At 68.2% G+C, this 23192-nt stretch carries 31 protein-coding genes; 21 read left to right on the forward strand and 10 right to left on the reverse strand.

Annotated features, from left to right (window positions below; translation table 11 throughout):
- The first annotated feature begins 594 nt into the window (after nt 1-594).
- The 3 genes from ASD05_RS03420 to ASD05_RS03430 all read left to right on the forward strand — a co-directional run bounded on the left by ASD05_RS03420 (nt 595) and on the right by ASD05_RS03430 (nt 2192).
- Nucleotides 595-879 carry a DUF427 domain-containing protein gene (locus ASD05_RS03420; protein WP_056587596.1) on the forward strand — a complete coding sequence of 95 codons (285 nt, stop codon included), beginning with the start codon at nt 595-597 and terminating at the stop codon, nt 877-879.
- The gene (locus tag ASD05_RS03425) at nt 876-1634 is read left to right on the forward strand and encodes a 2OG-Fe dioxygenase family protein (protein WP_056587599.1); all 759 of its coding nucleotides are present in this window, start codon (nt 876-878) and stop codon (nt 1632-1634) included. The genes ASD05_RS03420 and ASD05_RS03425 overlap by 4 nt, the downstream gene beginning before the upstream one ends.
- A gap of 117 nt (nt 1635-1751) precedes the next feature.
- Nucleotides 1752-2192 carry a universal stress protein gene (locus ASD05_RS03430; RefSeq protein ID WP_007833935.1) on the forward strand — a complete coding sequence of 147 codons (441 nt, stop codon included), beginning with the start codon at nt 1752-1754 and terminating at the stop codon, nt 2190-2192.
- Here ASD05_RS03430 and ASD05_RS03435 read toward each other — a convergent pair.
- A complete protein-coding gene (locus ASD05_RS03435; protein WP_056587601.1) occupies nt 2179-2853 on the reverse strand; it encodes an RluA family pseudouridine synthase in 675 nt (224 codons plus the stop codon). The two genes, ASD05_RS03430 and ASD05_RS03435, sit on opposite strands and share 14 nt — an antisense overlap.
- 198 nt (nt 2854-3051) lie before the next feature.
- Between ASD05_RS03435 and ASD05_RS03440 the strand changes: the two genes are divergently transcribed.
- A complete protein-coding gene (locus tag ASD05_RS03440) occupies nt 3052-4254 on the forward strand; it encodes an MFS transporter (protein ID WP_056587830.1) in 1203 nt (400 codons plus the stop codon).
- Here the strand turns inward: ASD05_RS03440 and ASD05_RS03445 are convergent.
- The 3 genes from ASD05_RS03445 to ASD05_RS30390 are packed head-to-tail and all read right to left on the reverse strand — an operon-like array spanning nt 4251 to nt 4971.
- A complete protein-coding gene (locus ASD05_RS03445; RefSeq protein WP_056587604.1) occupies nt 4251-4538 on the reverse strand; it encodes a 2Fe-2S iron-sulfur cluster-binding protein in 288 nt (95 codons plus the stop codon). The two genes, ASD05_RS03440 and ASD05_RS03445, sit on opposite strands and share 4 nt — an antisense overlap.
- On the reverse strand, nt 4535-4825 hold the full coding sequence (locus ASD05_RS03450) for a VF530 family DNA-binding protein (protein WP_056587607.1): 291 nt from the start codon (nt 4823-4825) through the stop codon (nt 4535-4537). Before ASD05_RS03450 ends, ASD05_RS03445 begins: the two co-directional genes overlap by 4 nt.
- Nucleotides 4822-4971 (reverse strand): hypothetical protein, encoded by a 150-nt coding sequence (locus tag ASD05_RS30390; RefSeq protein WP_007833921.1) that lies wholly within the window; start codon nt 4969-4971, stop codon nt 4822-4824. Before ASD05_RS30390 ends, ASD05_RS03450 begins: the two co-directional genes overlap by 4 nt.
- Before the next feature lie 87 nt (nt 4972-5058).
- Here ASD05_RS30390 and ASD05_RS03455 point away from each other — a divergent pair, with 87 nt between their 5' ends.
- From ASD05_RS03455 to ASD05_RS03465, 3 genes are all read left to right on the forward strand, one after another.
- Nucleotides 5059-5577 (forward strand): GNAT family N-acetyltransferase, encoded by a 519-nt coding sequence (locus tag ASD05_RS03455; protein ID WP_056587609.1) that lies wholly within the window; start codon nt 5059-5061, stop codon nt 5575-5577.
- Between the two features lies 1 nt (nt 5578).
- Nucleotides 5579-6280: a PepSY-associated TM helix domain-containing protein gene (locus tag ASD05_RS03460; protein ID WP_056587611.1), complete on the forward strand. Its 702-nt coding sequence runs from the start codon at nt 5579-5581 to the stop codon at nt 6278-6280.
- Nucleotides 6281-6397: 117 nt separating this feature from the next.
- Entirely contained in the window at nt 6398-7306 is a 909-nt protein-coding gene (locus ASD05_RS03465; protein WP_056587615.1) for a DUF808 domain-containing protein, read from the forward strand.
- A gap of 16 nt (nt 7307-7322) precedes the next feature.
- On the opposite strand, the gene ASD05_RS03470 is transcribed toward ASD05_RS03465, so the two are convergent.
- A complete protein-coding gene (locus ASD05_RS03470; RefSeq protein ID WP_056587618.1) occupies nt 7323-7535 on the reverse strand; it encodes a hypothetical protein in 213 nt (70 codons plus the stop codon).
- Nucleotides 7536-7565: 30 nt separating this feature from the next.
- On the reverse strand, nt 7566-8765 hold the full coding sequence (locus ASD05_RS03475; RefSeq protein WP_056587620.1) for a YncE family protein: 1200 nt from the start codon (nt 8763-8765) through the stop codon (nt 7566-7568).
- Nucleotides 8766-8870: 105 nt separating this feature from the next.
- Between ASD05_RS03475 and ASD05_RS03480 the strand changes: the two genes are divergently transcribed.
- The 3 genes from ASD05_RS03480 (at nt 8871) to ASD05_RS03490 (ending at nt 10450) form a co-directional block, all read left to right on the forward strand.
- On the forward strand, nt 8871-9143 hold the full coding sequence (locus ASD05_RS03480) for a DUF2164 domain-containing protein (RefSeq protein WP_056587623.1): 273 nt from the start codon (nt 8871-8873) through the stop codon (nt 9141-9143).
- A gap of 64 nt (nt 9144-9207) precedes the next feature.
- Complete coding sequence (locus tag ASD05_RS03485) at nt 9208-9630, forward strand: hypothetical protein (RefSeq protein ID WP_056587627.1); 423 nt, start codon at nt 9208-9210, stop codon at nt 9628-9630.
- 22 nt (nt 9631-9652) lie between these two features.
- Nucleotides 9653-10450, forward strand: a complete 798-nt coding sequence (locus ASD05_RS03490; RefSeq protein WP_056587630.1) for an enoyl-CoA hydratase/isomerase family protein — start codon at nt 9653-9655, stop codon at nt 10448-10450.
- A gap of 4 nt (nt 10451-10454) precedes the next feature.
- Here the strand turns inward: ASD05_RS03490 and ASD05_RS03495 are convergent, their stop codons facing one another.
- Together ASD05_RS03495 and ASD05_RS03500 are read right to left on the reverse strand one after the other, a co-directional pair.
- Nucleotides 10455-11558, reverse strand: a complete 1104-nt coding sequence (locus ASD05_RS03495; RefSeq protein ID WP_056587633.1) for a M14 family metallopeptidase — start codon at nt 11556-11558, stop codon at nt 10455-10457.
- A 37-nt stretch (nt 11559-11595) separates the two neighbouring features.
- On the reverse strand, nt 11596-12912 hold the full coding sequence (locus ASD05_RS03500; RefSeq protein WP_056587637.1) for an MFS transporter: 1317 nt from the start codon (nt 12910-12912) through the stop codon (nt 11596-11598).
- 127 nt (nt 12913-13039) lie between these two features.
- Here ASD05_RS03500 and ASD05_RS03505 point away from each other — a divergent pair, with 127 nt between their 5' ends.
- The gene (locus ASD05_RS03505) at nt 13040-13942 is read left to right on the forward strand and encodes a LysR family transcriptional regulator (RefSeq protein ID WP_056587640.1); all 903 of its coding nucleotides are present in this window, start codon (nt 13040-13042) and stop codon (nt 13940-13942) included.
- Here the strand turns inward: ASD05_RS03505 and ASD05_RS03510 are convergent.
- Nucleotides 13939-14592: a glutathione S-transferase gene (locus tag ASD05_RS03510; RefSeq protein ID WP_056587644.1), complete on the reverse strand. Its 654-nt coding sequence runs from the start codon at nt 14590-14592 to the stop codon at nt 13939-13941. The two genes, ASD05_RS03505 and ASD05_RS03510, sit on opposite strands and share 4 nt — an antisense overlap.
- A gap of 81 nt (nt 14593-14673) precedes the next feature.
- Between ASD05_RS03510 and ASD05_RS03515 the strand changes: the two genes are divergently transcribed.
- The 3 genes from ASD05_RS03515 (at nt 14674) to ASD05_RS03525 (ending at nt 17330) form a co-directional block, all read left to right on the forward strand.
- Nucleotides 14674-15549: a helix-turn-helix transcriptional regulator gene (locus tag ASD05_RS03515; protein WP_056587645.1), complete on the forward strand. Its 876-nt coding sequence runs from the start codon at nt 14674-14676 to the stop codon at nt 15547-15549.
- Between the two features lie 54 nt (nt 15550-15603).
- Nucleotides 15604-16512 (forward strand): SDR family oxidoreductase, encoded by a 909-nt coding sequence (locus tag ASD05_RS03520; protein ID WP_056587649.1) that lies wholly within the window; start codon nt 15604-15606, stop codon nt 16510-16512.
- Between the two features lie 104 nt (nt 16513-16616).
- The gene (locus tag ASD05_RS03525) at nt 16617-17330 is read left to right on the forward strand and encodes a DUF899 family protein (RefSeq protein ID WP_056587652.1); all 714 of its coding nucleotides are present in this window, start codon (nt 16617-16619) and stop codon (nt 17328-17330) included.
- Here the strand turns inward: ASD05_RS03525 and ASD05_RS03530 are convergent.
- Nucleotides 17324-17809, reverse strand: a complete 486-nt coding sequence (locus ASD05_RS03530; RefSeq protein WP_056587655.1) for a Fur family transcriptional regulator — start codon at nt 17807-17809, stop codon at nt 17324-17326. The two genes, ASD05_RS03525 and ASD05_RS03530, sit on opposite strands and share 7 nt — an antisense overlap.
- Before the next feature lie 168 nt (nt 17810-17977).
- Between ASD05_RS03530 and ASD05_RS03535 the strand changes: the two genes are divergently transcribed.
- The 7 genes from ASD05_RS03535 (at nt 17978) to ASD05_RS03565 (ending at nt 23190) form a co-directional block, all read left to right on the forward strand.
- Entirely contained in the window at nt 17978-18667 is a 690-nt protein-coding gene (locus tag ASD05_RS03535) for an alpha/beta hydrolase (RefSeq protein ID WP_056587658.1), read from the forward strand.
- Nucleotides 18664-18981, forward strand: coding sequence for a putative quinol monooxygenase (locus tag ASD05_RS03540; RefSeq protein WP_056587661.1), 318 nt, complete (start codon nt 18664-18666; stop codon nt 18979-18981). The genes ASD05_RS03535 and ASD05_RS03540 overlap by 4 nt, the downstream gene beginning before the upstream one ends.
- A 152-nt stretch (nt 18982-19133) precedes the next feature.
- Nucleotides 19134-20690, forward strand: a complete 1557-nt coding sequence (gene gshA, locus ASD05_RS03545; protein ID WP_056587664.1) for a glutamate--cysteine ligase — start codon at nt 19134-19136, stop codon at nt 20688-20690.
- A gap of 124 nt (nt 20691-20814) precedes the next feature.
- Nucleotides 20815-21198: a response regulator transcription factor gene (locus ASD05_RS03550; protein WP_056587832.1), complete on the forward strand. Its 384-nt coding sequence runs from the start codon at nt 20815-20817 to the stop codon at nt 21196-21198.
- A gap of 96 nt (nt 21199-21294) precedes the next feature.
- On the forward strand, nt 21295-22221 hold the full coding sequence (locus ASD05_RS03555; protein WP_056587666.1) for an SDR family NAD(P)-dependent oxidoreductase: 927 nt from the start codon (nt 21295-21297) through the stop codon (nt 22219-22221).
- A gap of 101 nt (nt 22222-22322) precedes the next feature.
- The gene (locus tag ASD05_RS03560; protein WP_056587669.1) at nt 22323-22751 is read left to right on the forward strand and encodes a nuclear transport factor 2 family protein; all 429 of its coding nucleotides are present in this window, start codon (nt 22323-22325) and stop codon (nt 22749-22751) included.
- Nucleotides 22741-23190, forward strand: a complete 450-nt coding sequence (locus tag ASD05_RS03565; protein WP_056587672.1) for a MerR family transcriptional regulator — start codon at nt 22741-22743, stop codon at nt 23188-23190. Before ASD05_RS03560 ends, ASD05_RS03565 begins: the two co-directional genes overlap by 11 nt.
- Nucleotides 23191-23192 lie beyond the last annotated feature (2 nt).

The raw sequence follows: 23192 nt of genomic DNA on the forward strand, positions 1-23192 counted from the left end.
CGCTTCGCTACGGGCAACCTGCGGTGCTCGCGTTTCGCGGGGTCTCGCCCAAACTCGCTTCGCTCAGACAAGGGCGAGCCCTGATCCGCGAAACACTCCGCTCCTCGGCGCAGCCAGAGGGGAGGGGAGCCCTCCCGGGCCTTTGCTTCGCTCGGCCACCAAGCCACCGCAGGCGCAAAGCGCCTGCGGTGGTTGGTACTGGTTTTGGGTATTGGCTGTTCTGGGGTCGAGCGCAGGCGATGGCGCGTCTGGTTTTCAAGCCCTTCTGGCTGCGCCGAGGAGCGCAGACGTAGGCGGGATCAGGGCCGCAGCTGTTTGAGCGAAGCGAGTTCTGCGGACCCCCGCCTACGTCGAGCACGAAGCGGAGGGACGCAGACAGTAGGGTCGCCTTTCTTTTGCCTACGTTTCTTTGGCGAAGCAAAGAAAAGTAGGTCGGCCGCCGGGCCGAGACCCGGCCCCGAAAAACAAACACCCCAACAGGGCACATACAGCAACGAAGAAAGCGACGGTGCCAAGCAAACGGCACAATACCCCGGCCCCGTGCGGCAGCGCAACGGCCAGCGCCCCGCAACCCTCCCCCTGGAGCCAAGGACCATGAAAGCAACCTGGAACGGCGTCACCATCGCCGAAAGCGACGACACCGTGATCGTCGAAGGCAATCACTACTTCCCGATGAGCGCACTCAACCGCGACTACGTCACCTTCAGCAACCACAAGACCACCTGCCCCTGGAAGGGCTCGGCCAGCTACTACTCGCTGCTGGTCAACGGCGAGCTCCACACCGACGCCGCCTGGTACTACGCCGACCCCAAGCCCGAAGCCGAAGAGATCCGCGACCGCGTCGCGTTCTGGAAGGACGTGAAGGTCAGCGCGCAGTGACCACGGCCGCCTTCACTCCGCCGTTCATCGCCCCGGCCGAGCTGCCCGCCGCACTGCGCGAGCAAGGCTACGCGGTACTCAGTCCGCAGGGTGTGGCCGAATGGCTTGGCGCACCGATCGCGCAGCTCGATGCACTGCACGCCGACTGGAACGGCCTCCCGCCCGACGACTACCTGAAGGACGGTGGCCGCTACCGCACTCGGCGCCACGCCTGCTTCACCATCGAAGCCGACGACCACGCCACGCTCACGCAAGTGCCGCACCGCGCGCACTGGCAGCCGGTCGAATACAACGCGCTGCACGGCGGCATGCAGCGCTGGTTTGCGCCGATGCTCGATGCCACCGTGGCGCAGCCCGTGTGGCAGCGGCTGCTGCGGCAGCTCGGCACGGCCTGCAGCGACATGCGTGGCACGACACAGCAGCGCTGGTATGTGGAAGCGCACCAGTTCCGCATCGACACCGCCGGCGGCATCGGCCGGCCGACGCCCGAAGGTGCGCACCGCGATGGCGTCGATCTCGTGGCCGTGGCACTCGTCGGCAGGCACGGCATCAAGGGCGGCGAGACGCGCGTGTTCGAGGCCAATGGCCGCCGCGGCGAGCGCTTCACCATGACCGAGCCGTGGACCCTGCTGCTGCTCGACGACGCGCGTGTGATCCATGAATCGACGCCGATCCAGCCGCTCGAGGAGGGCGGCGAAGGCTGGCGCGACACGCTCGTGATCACTTGCCGGGCCAAGGGTTTCCAGGGGGATTGACGCCCCGTTTCCCGTCGCTGCCTTGAGTCCTACAGGTTCCCTCCGGCATCGGGGTTAAATTCGGGGCCCGGCTCGACGGTGAGTCGTGTCTGTCTGCGACGAAAGCGAGGTCCCGCCATGTTCAATCACATCCTGGTTCCGATCGACGGCTCCGAAACTTCCATGCTCGCCGTCAGCAAGGCCAGCGGCCTCGCGCTGGCTTTCGGTAGCCGCATCACGTTGATTCACGTGATCGACAACTATCCCTTCATCGGTGTGGGCGCAGACTACGCGCTCGGCCAGAACGAATACCTCGCCGCAGCCACGGCCAGTGCCAATGCGGCGCTCGCGCGCGGCGTGGCTGCCCTGGCGGCCGAAGGCCTGCACAGCGACCAGCGCGTGATCGACGGCCACGTGGTACACGAAGGCATCGTCGATACGGCCATCGCCATCGCGGCCGACCTGATCGTGATGGGCTCGCACGGCCGCAGCGGCATCGAGAAACTGCTGTTGGGCAGCGTGACGCAGCGCGTGCTGCAGGACGCCAACATGCCCGTGCTGGTCGTCAAGGGCGGCTGATCGCTCGGGAGACGATGAAATCGGGCGGCCGATTGAAGCAAAGGTCCTGCTGCGTCACCGGGTGCACGAATCCCAACTCGCTCGCATGCAGCAACAGGCGCGGCGCACGCGCCTGCAGGGCAGCGTCACCGTACAGCGCATCGCCGAGGATCGGATGGCCGATCGACAGCAGGTGCACGCGCAGCTGATGCGAGCGGCCCGTCAGCGGTTCCAGCAGCACGTGGGTCGCCGCGGGCTCGCCTGATAGCAGCGACACCGCCTTCCACCGCGTGACGCTGGGCTTACCCGCAGGATCGATCTTCTGCAGCGGCCGGCGCGGCCAGTCGGCCATCAGCGGCGCGTCGATCAGCGACCAGTCTTCCCGCACCGGCATCGCGCCATCGACGACGGCTTCATAGCGCTTGTGCACCCGCCGCTCGGCAAAGGCCGCGCTCAGCGCGCGCTGCATGGCGATGCCGCGTGCCATCACCACCAGCCCGCTCGTGCCCATGTCGAGGCGATGCACGATCAGCGCGTCGGGCCATTGCCGCATTGCGCGCGTGCTCAGGCAATCCTGCTTGTCCTCGCCGCGGCCGGGCACGCAGAGCAGGCCGGCGGGCTTGTCGAACACCAGCAGGTAGGGGTCTTCGTGGAGGGGGTGCAGGAGCGGCGGCGCAGTCATGGATGCCGCCGAGTGTAGAGAGCCCGTTGCAGGCCCGTTTTGGCCCTCTCACGCCGCGCTCATGAAGCCTCGGCTATCCTCGAACGAATGTCCGGCCCCGCCCCTGTTTCCGCTTCTTCCCCCGACGCCGCAGCCATTCCCTCGGGCGCCGTGGTTTCTTCCCCCGGCTTTTCCGACCTGACGCGCGAGCGCCCGTTCATGCAGATGTGGACGGCGCGGCTGTTCGGCACCGCCGCCTCGCAGATGCTGCTGGTGGCCATCGGCTGGCACATGTACGAGCTCACCGGCAGCGCATGGGACCTGGGCCTCGTGGGCCTCTACCAGTTCGTGCCCGCGCTGCTGCTGGCGCTGCTGGCCGGCCACGTCGTCGACCGCCACCATCGCGGGCGCATCGTGGCGGCCTGCTTCGCGGTGCAGGGGCTGGTGGCGCTCGCGCTGCTGCTGGCGGTGCTGGAGAAGCACGACACGCGCGGCCTGCTGCTGGGGCTGTCGCTGGTGCTGGGCGCAGTGCGCGCCTTCCAGATGCCGGCACAGCAGGCGCTGACGCCGCTGCTGGTGCCGCCCGCCATGCTGTCGCGCGCGATGGCCTTCAGCTCGGCCGGCATGCAGGGCGCGATCATCGGCGGGCCGGCCCTCGGCGGGCTGCTGTTCGTGGCGGGCATGGCGGTGGTCTACGGCGCCAGCGTGGCGTTCTTTGCGGTCGCCTGCGCGCTGGTGCTGCGGCTGCGCTATGCCTACACGCCGGCCGCGCGCGAGCCGGTCACGCTGGCCACGGTGTTCGCGGGCGTCGATTTCATCTGGAAGCGCAAACCCGTGCTCGGCGCAGTCTCGCTCGACCTGTTCGCGGTGCTGCTGGGCGGCGCGGTGGCGCTGCTGCCGATCTACGCCAAGGACATCCTGCACACGGGCCCCTGGGGGCTCGGCCTGCTGCGCAGCGCACCGGCAGTGGGCGCGCTGGTGATGTCCATCGCGCTCACGCGCCGGCCGGTCGAGCGCAACGTGGGGCGCACGCTGCTGCTGGCCGTGGGGCTCTTCGGGGTGTGCATGGTGGTGTTCGGCATTTCGAAGAGCTTCGTCGTCTCGCTGATCGCGCTGGCGGTCTCGGGCGGCGCCGACATGGTCAACGTGGTGATCCGCCAGACGCTGGTGCAGCTCGAAACGCCCGATGCCATGCGCGGGCGGGTGAGCGCGGTCAACTCGATCTTCATCGGCGCGAGCAACCAGCTCGGCGAGTTCGAATCGGGCGCCACGGCGGCGCTGCTCGGACCGGTCGGCTCGGTGGTGGTGGGGGGCGTGGGGACGATGCTGGTCGCGCTGACGTGGTTCAAGCTGTTCCCGTCGCTGGCGCAGCGGGACCGGCTGGTGGTGGCGGCGCCTTCCGTCAGGCCCCCGCCGGCCTAATCCACGAACAGGGCGCGAGCGCCGGGCACGTCGAGCGTCAGGTCGCCCAGCGCCTGTGCCACGCAGGGCAGGATCCAGCCCTCGGCCTTTTCCTCGGCGCTCAGGCCGGGCCATTCGATGGTGTGGCGGGTTTCGCCGGACAGCCGCTGGCAGATGCAGGTGCGGCAGGTGCCGTTGCGGCACGAGCTCGGCAGTTCGATGCCGGCTTCTTCGGCGGCCTTCAGGAGCGTGGTGGCGGCGTCGGTCTCGAAGTCGAGGCCCGAGGGCTCGAGTCGGACCTTCATGGCTGCGGCGGCGGTTCCTGTTGCTGCTGCTCGCGGCGTTGCTCGCGCAGCATGAAGAGGTACAGGCTCTCGACCTTCTCGCGCGCCCACGGCGTCTTGCGCAGGAACTTGAGGCTGGAGCTCACGCTCGGGTCGAGCGTGAAGCAACGGATGGGCACGAGCTCGCTCAGGTGCTCCCATCCGTAGTAATCGACCAGCGCCGTGACGATGGCCTCCAGCGTCAACCCGTGCAACGGGTTGCGTGGCTGGGCCTGTTTGGCCGCGGGAGCTGGCGCTTGCCCGGTCACTTGTTCTTGAGCTTGCCGCGGGGGATCACGGCGGTGGTGATCGTGCGCACGGGCTCGATGCCGCCGGTGCCCACAGGCTTGGGTGGCGAAGTGTCCTTCTTCGGTTTCTTCGCTTCCTTGGTGCTGCGTTGCTGACCCTTGGCCATGTCGAATTCTCCTGTTGTTGCGACGGATGCAGCAGGCAGTTTAGCGGTGCGGCGACAATACGCGGTTCCATCCGATTTCCTGCATTCATGTCAGATTACGAAGTTCGCCCCGCCACCCTGCGCGACGCCAAGGCCGTTGCCGAGGTCCACGCCCTGTCCGCCAAGGCCGCCTACGAAGGCATCCTCCCCGAAGAAGAGCTGCGCATGCTGGCCCCGGCCTCGCGCGAAGCCAAGTGGCGCGAAGCCATCGAATTCAGCGAACCCCAGGTGCACGTGGCCACGCTCGACGGCCAGGTCGTGGGCTTCGTCGGCTTCGACCGCTCGCGCGACCCCAAGACGCCACCCACCACCGGCGAGATCTGGGCGATCTACGTCAAGCCCGAGCATTGGGGCAAGGGCGTGGGCGTGGCCCTGTGGGACGCCGCGCGCGAAGGCCTGGAAGAAGAGGGCTGCACGACGGTCACCATCTGGGTGCCGATCCGCAACGATCGCGCCATGCGCTTCCACGAACTCGCGGGCTTCAAGCGCGAGATGAAGACCGCCAAGACCACCGCCCTGGGCACGGTGCGCGTCGAGGAAATCCGCCTGAAGCGCGACGTTTCCTGACATGGACGCCGGCAGCAGCACCCTCGGCCACGCCGCGCGCGTGCGATCGCACCAGCGCCGCACCGCCGCCGTGCAATGGATTCGCCGCACCCATGGCTGGTTCGGCCTGTGGGGTGCGGTGCTGGGGCTGCTGTTCGGTTTCAGCGGCATCTGGCTCAACCACCGCAACGTGCTGAAGCTGCCGCAGGCCCAGGAGCGCACGCGCGCCCAGCTGGCACTGCCCGACCCGGTGCCGGCAACGCCCGAGGCGATGATCCTGTGGCTGCAGGGTGCGCTGCGCATGAGCGGCCCGCCCAGCTCCTCCCGCATCGAACCGGCCAAGCCCGTTGCCTGGGCCGACAAGAGCGACAAGAGCGACACGGGCGGCAAGAGCGCCCCGGCGCTCATGCAGCCGGCGCACTGGGTGTTCAACTTCGGCGGTCCCAACGAGATCGTGCAGGCCGAGTACTGGCAGGGCAACCGCTCGGTCGGCGTCGCCACCACGCACAATGGCTTCGTTGCCACGCTCACCAACATGCACAAGGGCGGCAGCATGCCGCTGCCGTGGATCCTGCTGGTCGACACGCTGGCCGGCAGCCTGATCTTCCTGTCGATCTCGGGCGTGGCGCTGTGGATGCTCACGCACCGCCGTCGCCGCGTGGGCCTGGCGCTGTTCGGCGCGTCGCTGGCCGCGATGCTGGCCATTGCGCTCGGCGCTCTCTGATTCGCCGGCAAGCTCGCATGCCGGCCCCCGTTCAGGGCGACCGCGTACGGTTATTGCCGAGGGCGGGTAACGGCTGCGGATAAGCTCGCCGCTTCTTTTTCAGCCCGAACTTTGCCCATGGCCACCAGCCTGCTCCTGCTGCTCGACGACATCGCGACCGTTCTCGACGACGTGTCGGTCCTCACCAAGGTCGCCGCCAAGAAAACGGCCGGCGTGCTGGGCGACGACCTTGCGCTCAATGCGCAGCAGGTGTCCGGCGTCAAGGCCGAGCGTGAGATTCCGGTGGTCTGGGCCGTGTGCAAGGGCTCGTTCGTCAACAAGGCGATCCTTGTGCCCGCGGCGCTCGCCATCGGGACCTGGCTGCCGTGGCTGGTGACGCCGCTGTTGATGGTGGGCGGTGCGTTCCTGTGCTTCGAAGGTACCGAGAAGCTCGCGCACAAGTTCCTGCACAAGAAAGAGCACGAAGCCGACACCCAGCGCCACGAGAAGGCCGTGGCCGACGCCTCGGTCGACGTGGTCGCGATGGAGAAGGACAAGATCAAGGGGGCGGTGCGCACCGACTTCATCCTTTCGGCCGAGATCATCGCCATCACGCTGGGCACCGTGCAGGGCCAGTCTTTCACGACGCAGTTGACCGTGCTGGTCGGCATCGCGCTGATCATGACCATCGGCGTCTACGGCCTCGTGGCCGGCATCGTGAAGCTGGACGACGCGGGCCTCTACCTGAGCCAGCGTGCGAGCGCCGCATCGCGCGCCCTGGGCCGCGGCATCCTGGCTGCGGCGCCTTGGCTCATGAAGGCGCTGTCGGTGGCCGGCACGGCCGCGATGTTCCTCGTGGGCGGCGGCATCCTGGTGCACGGCGTGCCGGCGCTGGGCCATGCGGTCGAAGACTGGGCCACGGCCACGGGCGGCGTGTTCGGCACGCTGGGCTCGATGGGCGTGAACGCCGGTGTCGGCGTCGTGGTCGGCGCCATCGTGCTGGCCGTGGTGGAGCTGGTCGGCAAGCTGCGCGGCAAGAAGGCCTGAGAGGCCAGGTTGTTGGCTACTGGCGCGGCTTGCCGCGCTTCACCAGCTCGACCGCGATCAACGCCACGCCGAGCACCACCGCGAACCAGCCTACCAGATAGGCCCCCGCCACCATCTCGAACCAGCGCGTGCCCTGCAGGAAGCGCGGCCCCAGCAGAACGGCGGCGCCGATCACGAGGCAGAGGATGCCGCGTTCGAGCGTGCGGAGTTGTCGTTTGGGTTGCGCCATGGCTTCTTCGTTCGGGGGAGTGTGGGTCGATCAGTGCGTCATTGTCCCGCGCATCGCGGCCGGATGGCCCTGCAGCGGAAACGACTTGCCCGTCGGCACCAGCGTGTCGCCTTCGAGCCGCAGGATCGTGATGTCCTGGTCGATGAAGTTGCCCACGTAGAGGTACTTGCCATCGGCGCTCCACACCGCGCCCTCGGGCAGGCCACGCACCTCCACCTCGTTGGCGCGCGTGACCTTCTTGCCGTCGATCTTCAGCAGCACCACCGAGCCGTTGCGGTTGTAGAAGTAAGCGCTCTTCGACGCGTTGCTGCCGCGCAGGATCACAGCCACCGCATGCCTGCCGGTCGGGCTCACGGCCAGGCCCTCGGGGCCGTCGCCCACCACCACCTTGTCGATCACGCGCGGCGGCGCGGCTTCGAGGTCGATCACGCTCACCGTGTCGACCTGGCCGTCGGATGCGCCCGAGTTGCCGTTGTCGGCCGTGAGCGCGAGCTTGCCGTCGGGCGTTACGTCGACGTTGTAGGGCCACAGGCCCGCCATGAGATCGACCTTGTTGTAGCTGACCTTCTCGCCGTTCACGTCGAGCAGCGCGATCTTGTGGCTCGGAAACTTGGCGGCCAGCGCGCGCTTGCCATCGGGCGTGAAGCGCACGTGCGCCACCGAATCGCCCATGGCCACGGTGTCGATCAGCGTCACCTTCTTGCCCGCGATGCGCAGCACGCTCACCGAGTTGTCGGCGCGGTTGGCCACCAGCGCGAGGTTGCCGGCGCGGTTGATCGACAGGCCCGAGGGCTGCTTGCCGACCTGCAGCGTGTCGAGCAGCTTGGGCGGCGTGGTGGTCAGGTCGATCACGAAGAGACGGTTGTCGGGCACCTGCTTGCGCGCGCCGTTCTCCTCGACCACGTTGAGCGAGTTGGCGACCAGCGCCAGCGTTTCGCCGGGCGTGATCGCGAGGTTGGTCGGCGGCCCGGCGATGGTGTTGTCCAGCTGCAGCGTGCCCAGTACCTTCGGCGCCAGCGGGTCGGTGCCGATGTCGAGCACCTGCACCGTGTCGCGCCCCATCGGGCCGAGGGCCACGACGCCGGCGTCGTTCCACGACTGCTTCTCGTCGTTGGCGACCAGCATCAGCTGGCGCTGCGGCACGGTAGGCGTCATGTTGGTGCAGCCGGCAAGCACTGCAAGGGCGGCGGCCAGGGCGGGGGCCGCGAGCGCGGCGGGGCGGAACTTCATGTTGTCTGTCTCCGGTGTTGTTGTGCGCGCATGGTAGCGAACGGCGCGGCTTCGTCGCCAGGCCTGCGCCCGGCACAATCGATCGATCCACTCCCCGGGGCCCACATGACCATCGAGATACCGAAAGAAGCGCGCCAGCAGGCCATCACCTCCATCGAGCGCTACTTCCGCGAGAACATGGAGGAGCCGATCGGCAATATCGCGGCCGGCGCGCTGCTCGGCTTCTTCCTCGAAGAGGTCGGCCCGCTCGTCTACAACAAGGCCGTGGCGGATGTGCAGGAGCGCCTGCAGTCGCGCATCTCGGAGGTCGACCTCGAAGTGCACGAGGACGAATTCCAGTATTGGCGCAATTACGACAAGCAGAAAAAGGGAAGGTAGGGCGTCGCGTCCGCGCATCGCCGCGCATTCAGGAGTGCTTCAAAACGTTGCAAAATTCGAAGCCATGCATCTCCACCGCACCTCTCCACGTTCCGCGCTCACCTCCGCTCTGCGCGCCCTTGCCGCCTTGCCTCTCGTGCTAGCTGCGTCCCTCGCCACCGCGCAGCAGGAGCCGTCCAGCTTTCCGCTGGATTCGGTCGGGTACCTGAACGAGGAGCTGCCTCGCATGGAAGCCGCCATCGCCGCGAAGGACCGCAGCTTCTTCCATGGCGCGATGGTCCGCACGGTGCAGTTCTCGGAACGCTGGGGCTTCAAGGTCAAGGCCAATCCCGATCTCGCGGCCTACCCGATGTGCACGTCGGCGGTGATGGACTACGTGGTCGTCGGCATGTGCAGGCTCACGCCTTCCGACGAGTGCGAGCCGGGGCTGGCCTCGCGCTTCGATGCCAATGTGCAGCGCTGCCGCGAAGCGGCCGCGAAAAAGTAGACGAAGGAAAGAGACACCCGCCATGGACTACGCCCGCTACCAGACCCTCGCCATCACGCGCCGAGGTGCGAATGGCGCGGTGCTCGACATCCAGATGCGGGCCGCCAACGGCAAGCTGCCCACGGCGGGCCATGACGGCCACCGCGAGCTGGCCGAAATCTGGCGCGACGTGTCGGCCGACGACAGCGTGCGCTGCGCGGTGCTGCGAGGCGAAGGCCAGGGCTTCTCGGGCGGCGGCGACCTCGCGATGGTGCAGGACATGACCACCGACGACGCGGTGCGCCAGCGCGTGTGGCGCGAGGCGCGCGACCTCGTCTACAACATCATCAATTGCGACAAGCCCATCGTCAGCGCCATGCACGGCCCGGCCGTGGGCGCGGGGCTGGTGGCGGGGCTGCTGGCCGACATTTCCATCGCCGCGAAGAACGCGAAGATCGTCGACGGCCACACGCGCCTGGGCGTGGCGGCGGGCGACCATGCGGCCATCGTCTGGCCGCTGCTGTGCGGCATGGCCAAGGCCAAGTACCACCTGCTGCTGTGCGAGCCGGTGAGTGGCGAGGAGGCCGAGCGCATCGGCCTCGTGTCGCTCGCGGTGGAGGAGGCCGAACTGCTGCCGCGCGCCTACGAGGTGGCCGACCGGCTCGCAGCCGGCAGCCAGAGCGCCATCCGCCTGACCAAGTACGCGCTGAACAACTGGCTGCGCCAGGCCGGCCCGATCTTCGATGCCTCGCTGGCGCTCGAATTCATGGGCTTTGCGGGCGCCGACGTGCGCGAGGGCGTGGCCTCGCTGCGCGAGCGGCGCGCGCCGGACTTCGGCTGACAGGTCAGGCCTTGCGCAAACCTTGCAGCGTCTGCAGCAGCACGACGCGGGTCTGCCCCAGCACCATGCCTTTCCACTCGTCGTTGTCGCAGTAGAACGCGTCGCGCAGCTGTGCGCGGATCTCGCGCTTCTGCATCTCCGGCGCGTCGGGGTGGCGGCGCAGCCAGGTGTCGGCGCGCAGGCGCGTGAGCACTTCGCCGTCGGGCAGCGTGCCGAACTCCAGCCCCATCGGCGCGATCTTCGCGTTCGGGCATTCGTCGTACGCGGTCGAAATGACGGGGCCCGACACGTCGGCCGAGGCCGAGTCGCCGGCAAAGGGCGCGAACACGTCGGCGCCCCACCATTCGTGGGCCCGTGCGAGGTCTTCGGGCGTGTTGCGGCCCGGGTAGATCTTCTCGCCGTGGCCGTAGGGCCCGAGGCCCGTGTGCACGTCGATCCAGCCGAGGTGCGTGGCCGACGCGGCGTACTTGCGCAGGATCGCGCGGATCGTCTTGTTGCTCCACGAGGGCGCGGTGCCGCCGTAGAACAGGCCGTCGGGCGATGCGTACTGGCCCCTGGTGACGGCTGCGCGGAAGGCACGCATGCCGTGCTTGCCGACATAGGCGGCCACAGCCGCTTCGTCGGCGGCCGTGGGAGGCCAGGTCGCGGTCAGCACCAGTGGCTCGACCTCGGCGTATTCGGCGTTCACCGGCAGCGGCGCATTGAAGTCGATGTGGTTGCGGTTCAGATCGATGTTGTCTTCGTTCGTGCGGTGCAAATGCGAGAACCCGTGCGGGTTGATGGCGTGCACCAGCAGCAGCGACACGCCGGCCTGCTCGAGCCGCGAGAGCAGGTCGGCGTCGTTGAGCGTGGCGACCTGCGTGCCCGAGCCGCAGAAGCCCTCGGGGCCATGCGTGCCCGAGCTCACGAGCAGGACCTTCTTCGCGTCGATCGCGCCGATCAGCGCCACGTCGGTGGCCAGTTCTTCGCCGAGCGCGCCGCGGTGCGCTTCGAGCATGAACGACTCGACGGCCGCGCCGCGCTGCGCGGCGGCCTCGAGGAACTTGGCGCGGGCTTCGACATACGTGCCCGAGAAAAAGCGTGTAGCGGCGGTGGGTTGTGCTTGCATGAGGTGAGGACTCCTGTGCTTTGAAGATGGGAAGCCGTCAGGCCGCCGCATGGGCGCCCACGGCATCGATGTCGCGGCCGGTATGGTCGCGCAGCCAGAGCAGGCCGAGCAGCGACACCAGGGTCATCGCCACCAGGTACCACGCCGGTGCGAGCTTGTTGCCGGTGGCGTTGAGCAGCCAGGTGCTGATGAAAGGCGCGAAGCCGCCGAACAGCGCTACGCCCACGCTGTACACCAGCGACATGCCGCTGGCGCGCACCGCCTTCGGGAACATCTCGGGCAGCATCGTGATGCCGGGCACCGTCTGCACCACGAGGCCGATGCTCAGCACGCCGAGCACGACGAACAGCACCGTGGGCGTGGGCGAGGCGTTGAGCCACAGGAAGCCCGGGTAGATCAGGATCGCCAGCACGATGCGGCTCCAGGCAATGAGCGGCTTGCGGCCCACCACGTCCGACAGCCCGCCCACGAAGGGCGCGAGCGCGAACGAGATCAGGCCGGTGAGCGCGGCGCCGAACAGCGCCACCGATGGCGTGAGGCCCAGCTCGCGTACCGCATACGTCGGCATGTAGAAGGTGACGACATAGGCTGCCGTGGTGCCGCCCACCAGCGAAAGAATGGCGGCCAGCACCGCTTTACCGTGCTGCGTGCAGACGATCTTCAGGCTGCTCTCGCGCGGTGCGGCGGCATCCTCCGGCGAGATGTGCAGCGACTCTTCGAGGTGGCGGCGGATGTACATGCCCACCGGCGCGATCAGCATGCCGATGACGAAGGGCACGCGCCAGCCCCAGCTCTGCATCGCCTCGGGCGTGAGCGTGAAGGTGAGCCCGCCCACCACCACGGCACCGAGCATCACGCCCAGGCCCTGGCTCGCGAACTGCCAGCTCGCCATGTAGCCGCGGTTGGCGGGCGTGGCGTGTTCGACCAGCAGCGTGGTCGATGCGCCGACCTCGCCGCCGGCCGAGAAACCCTGGATGAGCCGCGCCAGCACGATGACGATGGGCGCCGCCACGCCGATGGCCGCGTACGTGGGCGTGAACGCGATCAGCGCGCAGCCCAGCGCCATCAGGAAGATGGTCAACGTCATGGCCTTCTTGCGGCCCGCGCGGTCGGCGTACGCGCCGATGACGATGCCGCCCAGCGGCCGCATGATGAAACCCACGCCGAAGCTCGCCACCGTCAGCAGCAGCTGCCCGTACGAATTGAAGGTCGGAAAGAAGAGCTTGCCGATCACCAGCGCCAGGAAGCCGTAGACGGTGAAGTCGAAGAACTCCAGCCCGTTGCCGATGGTGGTGGCAACGATGGTCTGGCGCCTGCGTGCGGATGACGAAGGCGGGTTGCTTGGGTTGCTCATGTCTCTCCAGTGTTTGCTTTTCGGGTGTTGTCGGTCGAAGGTATGCCTTCGATCGCGCCGGATGCTAGAGACTCGCCGCTGTCATGAAAAGACAATAATTGGGCGTCAAAGATAACTTTTGGTTGTCATGAAACCCAATCAGTTGCACGCCTTCGTGGCGGTGGTCGAGCAGATGAGCATTCGTGCCGCGGCCCGTGTGCTGGGCATTTCCCAGCCAGCCGTGACCAAGATCGTGCGGGAGCTGGAGCGCGAGGTCGGCGCGCCGCTGGTGGAGCGCAGCGTCAAGGGCGTGCGGCTCACCGAATTCGGCAAGGCCTTCGCGCCGCGCGCACGGCTGCTGCTGGCCGACATGCAGCGCGCACGCGACGAGATCGCGCAGATCCGCGACGGGCTCACGGGCAAGGTCTCGCTGGCCGTCAGCACCTCGTTCGCGCTCACGGTGCTGCCGGTCGCGTTCAAGGACTTCCATGCGCGGCTGCCGGCGGTCGACGTGCAGTTCAGCGAAACCGTGCTGCCTTGGATGCTGGCGCGCCTGCGCGAAGGCTCGCTCGACTTCGCGGTGGCGCACGTGGTGCCGGGCCGGCTCGATCCGCAGTTCGAGGCCATGGAGCTCTTCCCGGTGAAGCTGGTGGTGGGCCTGCGCGATCGCCATCCGCTGCGCGCGAGCCGCTCGATCCGCGAGCTCTACCAGGCCGAGTGGATTCTTCCGGGTGACGACCACTTCAGCGGCCGCGAAGCCGTGTCGCCGCTGCTGCCGCTGGGCCTGCCGCCGCCGGCGCGGGTGATCCAGGGGCAGTCGGTCACGGTGGCGCTGGCGCTGGTGGGGCAGATGGACCTGGTCGGCCTGTTCGTCGAGCCGTTGGCCACGCTGACCTTCAAGCGCCACGGCATCCGGCGCGTGGAGATCGAGGAAGAGCTGCCGATGCTCAGCGTCAGCGTCATCAAGCGCCGTGGGCAGCTGCTGACGCCGGCCGCGCAGCATTTCGTCGAATGCATCCAGCGGGCCTCGGCGGCGGCGATGGGCGGTTAGTTCGGAGGAAAGTCGACGCCGGTTTCACCGGTCTTCCACGGCGCGTACTTGTGCATGGCGCGCTCGAACAGGTCCGAGGCGGTCCAGCCCGACAGCCACGCCCGCAGGTGGGACCAGGGCTGGGCATCGAACCATGCCGGGTCGACCATCGCGAACTGGCGCACGAAGGGCACGACGGCGGCGTCGGCCAGCGTGGCGTGGGCGCCGGCCAGATGCGGCGTGGCCGACAGCCTGGCTTCGAGGCCGCGCAGGAACTGGGCGCCGCGCTCGCGTGCGGGCTCCCCGCCATCCGCATGCCGGTCGGGATACTTGTAGCGGTCGAGCTGGGGCTTGAAGTCGTCGTCGCAGGCGGCGACCAGCGCGAGCATGTCCTGCAGCGTGCCGGTGCCGGGCTGCAGCCAGCGCCGCGGATCGTTGCGGCGCAGGGCCCACAGCATCACGTCGAGGCTTTGTTCCAGCACCGTGCCGTCTTCGGTGAGCAGTACGGGCACCGTGCCCTTGGGCGAGGCCTGCAGCATCTCGGCGGGCTTGTTCTTCAGCACCACTTCGCGCAGCTCGCAAGACTGGCCGCTCGCGACCAGCGCGAGGCGGGCACGCATCGCGTAGGGGCAGCGGCGAAACGAGTAGAGGACGGGGAGAGCGTTGGGCATGCGCGGCGTACAGGCGAAGCGGCCGATTTTCGGCGACCGTGCCCGGTCGCGTGCGGGCAGGTTTTTCCACACAATCGCCGCATGCGCGAACGCCTTTTCCTCCGGCTCGACGACGACCCCTTGCACGGGCCTGAATCGAACGTGCCCGCCGAAACGCTGCGCGCGCTGCCGGTGGGGGCTGCCCTGCGCGGCCATGTCTCGCACATCCTGCTGTACCGCGAGACCTTTGCCGAAGGCCATGAGGTGAATGAGCGCGTGCTGCCCGATGGCGCCGCACGACTGGTCTTCAACTTCGGCGATGCGCCGTCGGCCGATGGCGGCGAAGGGCATGCGGTGGAAGCCGTCGGCGCTTCGGCTGCACCGGTCGTGGTGCGCATGCGTCGCAAGGTGGAAGGGCTCTCCGTCACCTTGCGTCCCGGCGCTGCCGCCGCGCTGCTGGGGCTGCCGGCCGGGGAGATCGGTGGCAGCGCCGTGCACCTCGATGCGCTGTGGCGTGGTGAAGGTGCGGAACTGCTGGAGCGCATGGCCGAGGCGCCGGACGATGCGGCGCGGGTGGCGTTGCTGCATGCGGCCCTGCAGCGCCGGCTGCGCGGCAACGGCACCACTGCGGGCAATGCAGCCGCCGCCATGCATGCAGTTCGGCTCATCACGGCGTCCGGCGGACGGCGGCCATTGCGCGAGGTGGCAACCGCCGTCGGCGTTGGCGAACGGCGCCTGCAGCAGCTCTTCCATGCCCATGTAGGCCTGTCGCCGCGCGCCTGGAGCCGGCTCGCGCGCATGCATGGCTGCCTGCGCGCGCTGCGCCTGCGGCCGTCGCCCGCATGGGCCGACGTGGCGCTCGAGGGCGGCTTCTACGACCAGTCGCACCTGGTCAACGAGTTCCGCGCGCTGTGCGGCGTCACGCCCACCGAGTTCATGGGCCGGGCGGTTTCGGTTTCTTCCAAGACGGCGGGCTGAGGGCGGACTATCTTCGTCCGCGCTCATGCAAAACGGATCGAAGGAGCTCATCGAATGAAGGACGAGAACACAAGTCGCCCGCTGAAGGATTGCGTGGCGGTGGTCACCGGCGCGAGCCGCGGCGCGGGGCGCGGCATCGCGGTCGAATTGGGCGCGGCCGGCGCCACCGTGTACGTCACCGGGCGCAGCACACGCCAAAGGCCCGCCGATAGCTACGGCCAGTTGCTCGCCTTGTCGGACATGGCCGTGGTGCCCGGCAGCATCGACGACACCGCCGACGAGGTCACGCGCCAGGGCGGCCGCGGCATCGCCGTGCGATGCGATCACACGAACGAACAGGAAGTGGCCGCGCTCTTCGCCCGCGTGGAGCGCGAGGCAGGCCGCCTCGACCTGCTGGTGAACAACGCCTGGGGCGGCCACGAGACGTTCACGGGCGTGTTCGACGCGCCGTTCTGGGAGCACCCGCTCGCCAACTGGGACGCGATGTTCGACCGTGGCGTGCGCAACCACCTCGTATCGAGCCGCTGCGCCGCGCCGCTGATGGTGCGGCACAAGAGGGGGCTGATCGTCACCACCACCTTCTGGGACCGCGGCCACTACCTGCGCGGCAATCTCTTCTACGACCTCGCCAAGGCGTCGATGACGCGGCTGGCCTTCGGCATCGCGCAGGAGCTGAAGCCGCACGGCGTGGCCTCGGTTGCCGTGTCTCCAGGCTGGATGCGCACCGAGTTCGTGCTCGCGGGCCACAAGACCGACGAGGCGCACTGGCAGCAGCGGCCCGAGCTGGCGCGCACCGAATCGCCACGCTACCTGGGGCGGGCGGTCGCGGCGCTGGCGGGCGATGCGCGGGTGCTGGAGAAAAGCGGCGAGGTATTGCGCGTGGCCGACCTGGCGCGCGAGTACGGCTTCACCGACATCGATGGAAGGCAGGTCGCGGCTTTCGAGATGCAGGCCGGGCCGTAGGACAAGTTCGCGCCCGACCGGGGAAAAGCACGTACCGGCAACGGCCTGCGCCCGGGTGCACCATGCACGTCAATCCCTTCAATCACCCCAGGAGGTGACCTGTCATGTCCGCCCCAGCCGAAGCCACCGAACTGGTGTCCGCCAGCCGGCTTGCCCATTCCAGTTCCGTCCGGTTCCCGGGCGAAAGCGTCGCCTACCGGCGGGCTCGCACGGAACTCCTTGCCGAGGAGATCGATTTGCGCCGACGCATCGAACGCGTCGCGGAAATGCGCCGCGCGCTGCCCCCGGGTGGCGAGGTGCCGCAAGACTACGAGTTTCAGGGAGTCGGCGGGCCGGTCAGGTTCTCCGAACTCTTCGGCAAGCACGGCACGCTCATCACCTACAACTGGATGTATGGCCCGAAACGCGAGCGTCCGTGCCCCATGTGCACCTCGCTGCTGAGCGCCTACGACGGCGAGATGCTCGATATCCTGCAGCGTGTGGCGTTCGCGGTCGTCGCGAGCTCGCCGATCGAGCGGATGACGGCTTTCGCCAGGGAGCGGGGCTGGCGGCACCTGCCGCTGTACTCATCGGCCGGCAACACCTTCAACCGCGACTACGCCGGCGAGACGCCCGACACCGGCGACAACCCGGCATTCAATGTGTTCCGGCGCAAGGGCCGGACGATTCGCCACTTCTGGGGCAGTGAAATGGGCCTCGGAACCGCGGACCCGGGGCAGGACCCGCGCGGCGCGCCCGATGCGATGCCGATATGGAACCTGCTCGACCTGACGCCCGAAGGGCGGGGGACGGACTGGTATCCGAAGCTTGCCTATTGAACCTGCGATCTCGCGCAGTTGCCGCAGGTGCCGTGCAGCGTGAGTGCGGTGCGGCGCGTGTCGATGCCCTGCTTGCGCAAGGCCCGCCCCAGCCGGCCCATGACCTTCGGCAGCTCGGGGTCTGACGGCAGCGCCAGCACCTTGTGGCACTGGTCGCATTCGAAGATGTTGCCCGACTCGGCCTCCACGTGGCGCGAGAAGCGGTTGATGCGGTCGGCGACCACGCGACGGTCGCACAGGCCGGCCTCGACTAGGCGGTCGAGCACGCGGTAGATGGTCACGCGGTCGGGCGCTTCGCCGGTGGCCGTGGTGTAGGCCGCGGCCACTTCCTCATGCGTCAGCGGTTGCGAGCTGTGTTCGATCAGTTCGAGCACGGTCTGCGCGGCGCGGGTCACGCGCAGACCGCTGCCGCGCAGCAGCGCTTCGCTGTCGAACGGCGGGGCCAGAGCGGACTTCGGACGCGAGGTGGTGGTCTTCATGGGCGAAACGCCATTGTGTTGCATTCCGCAGCGCCGTGGGTCGTATCTCCGGCACGCAGCACCGCGCAACGATGTGCAAGCCAGCCAACCGGTCGTTTCGGTTCTTGTGGCGGGCCGCGAATGCGCTAAGGTCTGGCCATCCGCATTCCTGAATACCTTTGTCCGACCATGTCCCGTCCCCCCATCGAGATCGAAACCGCCCCCAATCCCATCGCCACGGTGATCCTGATGCATGGCCTCGGCGCCGACGGCAACGATTTCGTGCCCATCGCCAACGAACTCGACCTCTCGGCCGTGGGCCCGGTGCGCTTCGTGTTCCCCAATGCGCCGGTGATGCCCGTGACCATCAATGGCGGCTACCAGATGCCGGCCTGGTACGACATCGCCTTGCCCGACCTGGCGGCGCAGGAGGACGAGGCCGGCCTGCGCCGCTCGCAGGCGACCATCGAGGCGATCATCTCGAATGAAAAGGCCCGCGGCATCGCCGCCAGCCGCATCGTGGTGGCCGGCTTCTCGCAAGGCTGCGCAATGGCGCTCATGACGGGCCTGCGCCACACCGAGCGCCTGGCCGGCATCGTCGGCCTCTCCGGCTACCTGCCGATCGCAGCCACCACGGCGGCCGAACGGCACGCAGCCAACCACGAAACGCCCGTGTTCCTCGCCCATGGCCGGCAGGACCCGGTGGTGCCCCTGGCCGCCGCGATGCGCTCGCGCGACGCACTGGCCGCTCTGGGCCATGCCGTCGAGTGGCACGAATACACGATGGCGCACTCGGTGTGCATGGAAGAAATCGCCGACCTCAACAGCTTCCTGCTGCGGGTGCTCGGCCAAACCTTGTCGAAGGAGGCAACAAAATGATTCTGGTCATAGGACACGCCCTGGCAAAGCCCGACACCCTGCAGGCGATGCTCGCCATCAGCACCGAGCACGTGCTGCGCTCGCGTGCCGAGCCCGGCTGCATCTCGCACGAGGTCGCTACCGACGCGCAGGAGCCGCTGCGCCTGACTTTCGTGGAGCGCTGGAGCGACATGGCCGCGCTTCAGGTGCACTTCCGCGTGGATGCCTCGCGGGCTTTCGGCAAGGCGCTCGCAGCCATGGCCGACGGCGCGCCGGAGATGCACGTCTACGAGTCGAGCGAGATCGACCTGTCGGCGGGCCGCACCAGGGCCTGAGCTTCACGCGCCATCCGCGGCGCTGCCTATGCAGAGAGCTATCAAAAACATAGCGAGCAACAGGGTAACGGGGCGAGGGATTCCCTGCACGAGCAATGCCCGCGCGCCCGTGCTACCTTCCAGCCCCTCAGAAGATTGATGGGTATAACAATATGAGCAACAGATTGCAGGAGAGACTGGTTGCACTTTCAGCCGGACGACTGAAGGGCATGCGGCGCGGCATCGAGAAGGAAAGCCTGCGCGCGCTCCCCGACGGCAAGCTCGCGCTGACGCCGCATCCGATCGCCCTGGGCTCCGCGCTCACGCATCCGCACATCACCACCGACTTCAGCGAATCGCAGCTCGAACTCATCACGGGCGTGCATGCGGGCGTCGAATCGGCACTCGAGGAACTGACGCGGGTTCACCAGTTCACCTACCGCGTGCTCGACCAGCTCGGCGACGAGCGCCTCTGGGTGTCGAGCATGCCCTGCGGCCTGCCGACCGACGAGACGATTCCGATCGGCCGCTACGGCTCCTCGAACGTGGGCCGCGCCAAGAGCGTCTACCGCATGGGCCTGAGCCACCGTTATGGCCGCCGCATGCAGACCATCTCGGGCATCCACTACAACTGGTCGCTGCCCGACGTGTCGAGCGAACAGTACTTCGCGCTGATCCGCAATTTCCGCCGCCAGGCCTTTTTGCTGCTGTACTTGTTCGGCGCCTCGCCGGCCCTGTGTTCGAGCTTCGTGGCGGGCCGCCCGCACGAACTGCAGCCGCTGGGCGACGGCAGCATGTTCATGCCGCACGGCACTTCGCTGCGCATGGGCCGACTGGGCTACCAGAGCGATGCGCAGGCCTCGCTGGCCGTGAGCTACAACAGCCTCGAGGGCTACGCCGCCTCTCTGCAGGACGCGCTCACGCGCCCCTGGCCGGCGTACGAAGCCATCGGCATCCGCAACCTCGGCGGCGACTACAACCAGCTGGGCACCAGCCTGCTGCAGATCGAGAACGAGTTCTACGGCACCATCCGTCCCAAGCGCGTGATCAACCCCGGCGAGCGCCCGCTGCATGCGCTGCGCGAGCGCGGTGTGGAATACGTCGAGGTGCGCCTGATGGACCTCGACCCCTTCGAAACCGTCGGCATCAACGCGCAGACGATGCGCTTCATCGACGTGTTCCTGCTGCACTGCCTATTGAGCGACAGCCCCGACGACACGCCGCAGGAAATCGCCGAGCTCGCGCAGAACCAGCACCTCACGGCCGCGCGCGGCCGCGAGCCGGGCCTGAAGCTGCTGCGCGGCGGGCGCGAGGTGGCGCTGGCCGACTGGAGCCTGGAGCTGGTCGAGCAGTGCCAGCCCATCGCCGCCGCGCTCGACGCGGCGCAGGGCGGCACGGCGCATGCCGACGCGGTGCGCGCCGCCAGGGCCGCGCTGCACAACCCCGACAGCCTGCCCTCGGCCCGCGTGCTCGCGGCCGTCGAGAAAGACCACGGCAACTCCTTCATCGGCTTCGTGCGCGCCCAGTCCGAGCAGACCCGCGCCACGCTGCTGGGCCTGCCGTTCCCGGCCGCGCAGCAGGCCGAATTCGAGCAGATGACGGCCGAGTCGCTGCAGGAGCAGAAGCGCATCGAGGCGGCCGACACCATGCCCTTCGAGATCTACCGCGAGCAGTACGTCTCGCCCGCGCGCCTGGGCGTGTCACGCGGCCGCATGGCCGTCGCCGCTTAGGACTTTGGTTCAGTCTTCGTTTCGAGCCTCCTTCGCTTGACGACAGGGGCGGGGGCGGATGACCTACAGGCATTGACCCGCATTGCCCACCGCGTGCAAACGGGCCGGGGCGAAGATGGCCGCCATGCGGTTCAAGGCGTATCTTGTCGAAGACAGCCCGGTGATTCGGGAGAACCTGGCCGGTTTTCTGGAAGACGTGGCCGAGGCACAAGTCGTGGCTTCCGCGAGCACCGAGCAGGAGGCCATCGACTGGCTGCGCCTGCACGCCTCCAAGGATGACTGGGACCTGACCATCATCGACCTGTTCCTCCAGCGCGGCAACGGGTTCGGCGTGATTCGCGCCTGCCGTCACCGGGCGCCGCACCAGAAGGTGGTCGTGCTCAGCAACTACGCCACCGCCGACATGCGCGAGCGTTCGCGCGCGCTGGGCGCCGATGCCTTCTTCGACAAATCGGCCGAACTCGACCAGCTGGTGGCCTTCTGCGAGAAGGTGCGCTCTCCCGGGTGACGCGCGCACGACTGGGGTCGTACGCCTTCTGGGGTAAAACGCCACGCTGCCGCCCGAGGCGGCGCCGAGCAACTCCCAGGAAAGCGACAGAGAGAAATGAGCAACAACAGCAGCATCGACTTCAAGGGCCGCGTGGCCATCGTGACCGGCGCGGGCGGCGGCCTCGGCCGCCAACATGCGCTGGCGCTGGCCGCGCGCGGCGCGAAGGTGGTGGTCAACGACCTGGGCGGCGCGCGCGATGGCTCCGGCGGTTCGGTGAGTGCCGCGCAGGCGGTGGTCGACGAGATCAAGGCCGCGGGCGGCGAAGCTATTGCCAATGGCGCGTCCGTCACGGACTTCGAGGCGGTGCAGGCCATGGTCCAGCAGGCGGTCGACGCCTGGGGCCGCGTCGACATCCTGGTCAACAACGCCGGCATCCTGCGCGACAAGAGCTTCGCCAAGATGGAGCTGGCCGATTTCAAGCTGGTGGTCGACGTGCACCTGATGGGCGCGGTGAACTGCACCAAGGCCGTCTGGGCGCTCATGAACGAGCAGAAGTACGGCCGCATAGTGATGACCACCTCGTCGTCGGGCCTGTACGGCAACTTCGGCCAGAGCAACTACGGCGCGGCCAAGCTCGCGCTGGTGGGCCTCATGCAGACCCTGAGCATCGAGGGCGCGAAGAACGACATCCGCGTGAACTGCCTGGCGCCCACCGCCGCCACGCGCATGACCGAGGACCTGTTCCCCAAGGAAATGCTGGAGGCCTTCCGCCCCGAGGCCGTGGTGCCCGCGATGCTGGTTCTGGCCGCGCAGGACGCGCCCAACCGCACCATCCTGTGCGCGGGCGCCGGCACCTTCGAGGCCGCGCACATCACGTTGACGCAGGGCGCCTGGCTGGGCATCGACGCCGACACGCCGGAGCAACTGGCGGCGCGCCTGTCGGAGGTCACGCAGCGCGAAGGCGAGGTCGTGCCGCAGAGCGGTACTGCGCAGGGCGCGAACGAAGTCGCCAAGGGCATGGCGAACGCGAAGAGGGGCTGATCGACGTCCATGGTGCCCATGGCGCTTGACCTCGAGTGCACTCGAGCATTTCCAATGAATTCTCCGGGTATCCGGTTCATTCAATCCAAGGAAATCAAGCCATGAACACGATCGACAACAAGGCCCTGGTCCAGCGCATCCATGACGAGCTGGACAAGGGCAACGGCCAGGCCTTCGTCGACAGCCTGGCGGACGACGCCAGCTGGAAGCTCGAAGGCACCACCCCGTGGTCGCGCACCTACCGGGGCAAGAAGGCGATCCGGGAGGAGCTGCTGAACCCGCTCTTCGCGCAATTCGCGGCGCCCTACGTGAGCAAGACCGAACGCATCATCGCCGAGGGCGACCGCGTCGTGGTGCTGTTCAGCGGCGACGTGCCCACCAAGGCCGGCAAGCGCTACAACAACCGCTACTGCTACGTCTACCGACTCGAAGGAGGCAAGGTGAAAGAGCTGACCGAATACTTCGACACCGCACTGGTCCAGGAGGCGCTGCAGGCGCCCCCGGTCGCCGTTGCCGCGCATGCCGGTTGACCGCGGCACGCCTTTCCATATCGGCGAGCTGGCCACGCGTACCGGCCGCACGGTGCACGCCATCCGCTGGTACGAGACGCAGGGCCTGGTGCCTGGCGTGGCGCGCGACGAGGGCGGCCGGCGCCTCTACGTCGAGCTGCACGTCGGCTGGCTCGACCTGATGGAGCGCCTGCGCCGCACCGGCATGTCGATTGCCGAGATGCGCGAATACACCGCGCTGGCGGTGCAGGGCAAGGTCACGCTGCGCCAGCGGCGCGACATGCTCGCCGCGCACCGGGAGCGCGTGACGCAGACCATTTCCGAGTGGAAGCGGGCGCTGTCGCTGGTCGACCGCAAGATCGGCTTCTATGACGAATGGATGGCCAGCGGCCACCGCCCGCCGCTCGTTCCCGCCGAAAAAACGCCCGGCCCGAAGCCGCCGAAGCGCAAGGGCAGTTGAGC

The sequence above is a fragment of the Variovorax sp. Root434 genome, from assembly GCF_001426595.1.
Lineage (GTDB): Bacteria > Pseudomonadota > Gammaproteobacteria > Burkholderiales > Burkholderiaceae_C > Variovorax.